5 protein-coding genes, 1 tRNA gene and 1 pseudogene are annotated in these 4,034 nt (G+C 43.1%); 5 read left to right on the top strand and 2 right to left on the bottom strand.

Going from position 1 to position 4,034, the window contains the following annotated elements:
* Nucleotides 1-491: ferrochelatase (locus PX481_RS16385; RefSeq protein WP_288095022.1), on the bottom strand; the 491-nt coding region annotated here is incomplete at its 3' end.
* Nucleotides 492-689: 198 nt separating this feature from the next.
* Between PX481_RS16385 and PX481_RS16380 the strand changes: the two genes are divergently transcribed.
* Nucleotides 690-1,448, top strand: a complete 759-nt coding sequence (locus PX481_RS16380; RefSeq protein ID WP_002757745.1) for an LmeA family phospholipid-binding protein — start codon at nt 690-692, stop codon at nt 1,446-1,448.
* A gap of 154 nt (nt 1,449-1,602) precedes the next feature.
* On the opposite strand, the gene yidD is transcribed toward PX481_RS16380, so the two are convergent.
* Nucleotides 1,603-1,833, bottom strand: a complete 231-nt coding sequence (yidD, locus tag PX481_RS16375; RefSeq protein WP_002757748.1) for a membrane protein insertion efficiency factor YidD — start codon at nt 1,831-1,833, stop codon at nt 1,603-1,605.
* Nucleotides 1,834-1,888: 55 nt separating this feature from the next.
* Between yidD and PX481_RS16370 the strand changes: the two genes are divergently transcribed.
* From PX481_RS16370 to PX481_RS16355, 4 genes and pseudogenes are all read left to right on the top strand, one after another.
* The gene (locus PX481_RS16370; protein ID WP_002757750.1) at nt 1,889-2,575 is read left to right on the top strand and encodes a diacylglycerol/polyprenol kinase family protein; all 687 of its coding nucleotides are present in this window, start codon (nt 1,889-1,891) and stop codon (nt 2,573-2,575) included.
* 216 nt (nt 2,576-2,791) lie between these two features.
* Nucleotides 2,792-3,664 (top strand): aldose epimerase family protein, encoded by an 873-nt coding sequence (locus PX481_RS16365; protein ID WP_002757753.1) that lies wholly within the window; start codon nt 2,792-2,794, stop codon nt 3,662-3,664.
* Between the two features lie 63 nt (nt 3,665-3,727).
* Nucleotides 3,728-3,799 (top strand) — tRNA-Lys (locus tag PX481_RS16360).
* A gap of 29 nt (nt 3,800-3,828) precedes the next feature.
* A pseudogene (locus tag PX481_RS16355) lies at nt 3,829-4,034 on the top strand (tRNA (adenosine(37)-N6)-threonylcarbamoyltransferase complex dimerization subunit type 1 TsaB); the annotation flags it as partial.

The following is a 4,034-nucleotide window of genomic DNA, read 5'->3' as shown; positions in this document are numbered from 1 at the left end:
TGAGCTAAAGCTTTGTTAACTTGTTCGATCGCAATGCCACTGGTAAAGATAGAATCAACAACGAGGAGAGGATAGATCAAAATTTTCTCGAATCCCCGTTCGCGGATTTCCGTTAACACCTGTGCCGGTAAAAAAGGCGCGCAGAAGTTAAACGCTTTGAATACCTCCACCCGATTACCCCATTTTGCCTGTAAATTGCGCTCGATTTCCTGTCTTTGATGCTCGAAAATGTGGTTATGGGGCGAAATAAAGTGATTATGCTGGTGCTGCCATTCGTGTAGGTCAAATAGGGCCAATAATTTCGCTAGGGGAGGATAAACCCAAGTCGGTACAGGAGCGAACTTAGCCGTCAGCAGATTTAAGGCCTGTTCATTATAGTTGGCAAAGTCCTCATAACTCTCCACTTCCCCGTATCCCATCAATAATACCGCCACTCGATCGCTGTGGTTGTGGGTAGCGGCTAACTGTTGTTGATCTGAAATGGCAACCACGTTTTTAACCCCGATTTTCTAAGTGAAAAACGCTATATCACTGGGATAGTAGCACTTTTCTATCCTATCCCCTAGCACGGGATAGACCGCTAAAAATTTATAACCTCTACAGAATCATACAGATTGCTTATCATCCTCATTAATAAAACGAGATGTAAAGAAACTTTAAATAATGTTAAGATCGTTGTAGTCCCACCTATGAGAGATATGACAGCAGGCGTGTTTGGTAGCTTACCTTTTCCCAATCAGAGCGGCGATCAACTCATCAGTAAGGCGGTGAGTGCTGCGATCGCTGCATTATTCAAACGGACAGGCAAGCTGAAAGCCACTGTCCGCGCCGAACCCGTGGCCAAATTACTGCAAGGCAGTATCGACGGTTTTGACTTTATCGGTCAGTCGATGCTGATGTACAATGGCCTACGCATCGAAGCCATGGAATTGTATGTACAAGCGGTGGCGATCGATTTTAGTGCCATTTTTACCGGACAGGTAAAACTCCGTCAACCGACGCGGGCCACTTTGCGGGTAGTTTTAACGGAAGAAGACTTAACCACCTCTTTTAATACACCTTTTATTGTCGAAAAACTGCAAAGATTAGAGTACGAAGGTAAATCAATTCACTGTCAGAATACGGAATTAATTCTCAATGACGATAAAACTTTAACTCTGAAAAGTCTCATCAAATTGGGAGAAGAAGAGCCAATTCTTCTAGAAATGACCACTGCTGTGGTTGTGGAAGAACGGCGAAAAATTCAATTTGTTGAGGTGGTTTATCAAGGGGACGAAAGATCGAAAGCTTTAGGAGAAGCTTTAATCAGCCACGTTAACAACCTCATGGATTTAGATAAATTTGCCCTCGATGGTACCCAATTAAGAGTCGATCGACTACGTTTAAAAGATAAACAGATCATCTTTTATGGCATCGCCGATATCGAGCGTTTTCCCCAAAGAAAATAGGCAATCATCAACGGGTCTAAAAATATCAAGAGTTTTACAGACTTTACCCTAAAAATGAAGTATAACCTAATTTGGTATTGACTCCTGAATCCTGACTCCTGAATCCCCAAAACGAAAACCTCGTATCTCACCATTGAGATAACTACTGTGGCTTTTAATCGTGCTTGTGGCTACAGGGAGGCACAGGATCGTAACCTCCGGGGTGAAAGGGATGACAACGGAGAATACGCTTAATTGCTAACCAAGAACCCCGCAGCACACCAAAGCGATCAATCGCTTCCATGGCATACTGGGAACAGGTGGGTTGAAAACGACAGGAAGGGGGAAATAGCGGCGAAATAAACCGTCTATATCCCTCAATTAAGCCAATAAAAATTCCTTTCATCAATGTCACCTCGATCGCCTAAACTAAATAGATAGTCAATTTTCGCTTTTGCCACGTGGAACTATCCCACTCTCTCCTATTTTCGATCGGTTTAGTCGCCTGTTACCTAGCTGTTCTGATTCTGATCGCTGAAAAATTAAAAAGTCTTTTCAGTACCGATGGCGAAATTACCCGCAAAGTTGTCCACATTGGCACAGGAAACGTCATCCTTTTTGCTTGGTGGTTAAATATCCCCGCTTGGGTGGGAATAAGTGCGGCCATCCTAGCGGCAATTATTGCTATCCTATCCTATTTTTTCCCCATTTTACCCAGTCTTAATAGTGTTGGCCGCCGCAGTTGGGGAACTTTTTTTTATGCTGTTAGTATCGGTGTTCTCGTGGCTTATTTTTGGCCAATTTCTCACCCCGAATATGCGGCAATGGGTATTTTAATTATGGCTTTAGGAGACGGATTAGCAGCCCTAGTGGGACAAAATTTTGGTCAACATCCCTACAAAATTTTCGGCAGTGGCAAAAGTCTGGAAGGTTCCCTGACTATGTTAGGAGTCAGCTTTCTAGTCAGCTTGATTATTTTATCTTTTGTTAATGGCATTAATCCGCCAATTATTCTAGTATCTTTATTAACAGCGATCGGAGCCACTATTCTAGAAACTTTCTCGAAACTAGGTATAGATAATCTCACTGTACCCGTTGGTAGTGCCGCAATTGCCTATTTTCTTACCCAAATTTTCATCTCAAGCTAGGCTATCTCAGCTTATTCACAAGGGCCGAATCTAAAACCTCATTGGTTAAGCTAAGTAGGGAGGCACAATTATTTGTTAGGATGGGTTAGTAGTAGCGTAACATGAGCGGGTGTTGGGTTTCATGCTTCAACCCAACCTACGTTCTATGTTAGCAATCAGCTTTTTAGTCAGCTGTACCGATAACTGATAACTGATAACTGATAACTGATAACTGATATGACCTTTACTATCACTCAAAACCAAAATCAATATCTTACCTATTGTCTCAAGGATGAAGAAGCTGACGCTTATCTGGAAGTGGTTCCCGCTAGGGGAGGAATCATCACCCGTTGGCAAATTTGCGGAGAAGATATTTTATATCTGGACAGAGAAAGATTCAAAGATCCTAACCTCAGTGTGCGAGGAGGAGTCCCGATTTTATTCCCTATCTGCGGCAACTTACCCGATAATACCTATCAACACCAAGGCCGAAACTATAGCCTCAAACAACACGGATTTGCTCGTGATTTACCCTGGCAAGTGAGCAAACAAAGCACCGAAACTGCCGCTAGTTTAACCCTAGAATTAAACAGTAATGAAGCAACTCGTCAAGTCTATCCCTTTGATTTTCAATTAATCTTTACCTATCAACTGCAAGGAAACAGCCTCAAAATTCACCAAAAAGTTATTAATCTTTCACCCGAAAAAATGCCCTTTTCTATCGGGTTCCATCCCTATTTTCAAGTCACCGATAAAACCCGATTATCTTTTGATATTCCCTCCTCCCAATACCTCGACCAACGCAGGAAAACCCTCCATTCCTACTCCGGCAACTTTGACTTTAATCTCGAAGAAATTGATGCCGCTTTTCCGCAAATTACTCGCCATCAAAGTAGTTTTAGTGATTCCTATCATCAGCGTCAAATTATCCTCAGTTACGATAATCTCTATACAACTATAGTTTTTTGGACTCTGAAAGATAAAAATTATATCTGTCTCGAACCCTGGAGCGCCCCCCGCAACGCCCTCAACACAGGCGAACATTTGAACTACATGGAACCCCAGAGTAGCCGTGAGGCGATCGTGGAAATGCGAGTCAATCAAATTTAAATTACCCCTTGACTTAGCCCAGATAAGATGTTATATTGATGAATCGTGTGCAGAACACGAAACGGGTCGCTAGCTCAGCGGTAGAGCACTCGGCTTTTAACCGATTGGTCTTGGGTTCGAATCCCAGGCGACCCATAAAAACTTACTGATACAGAAAGATTGACTTGTCTTCCCCTGTCTATGGATTAGCCTTGCATACCAGCAGTCCCCAACTAGGACTGGCCCTCTCTAATTTCAGCGATGATAGTCGTCAACAAACTTGGGACTTAGACAGGGACTTATCGAACCTATTCCACCCCTATCTAAAACAGTTCCTAGCCCCGCAAAAATGGGCTGATTTAGCCTTTCTAGCCACCGCTAAGGGGCCGGG

The sequence above is a fragment of the Microcystis sp. M53603_WE2 genome (assembly GCF_030065435.1).
Note: the sequence above shows the minus strand (reverse complement) of the source record. Positions and strands in the feature narration are given on the sequence as shown.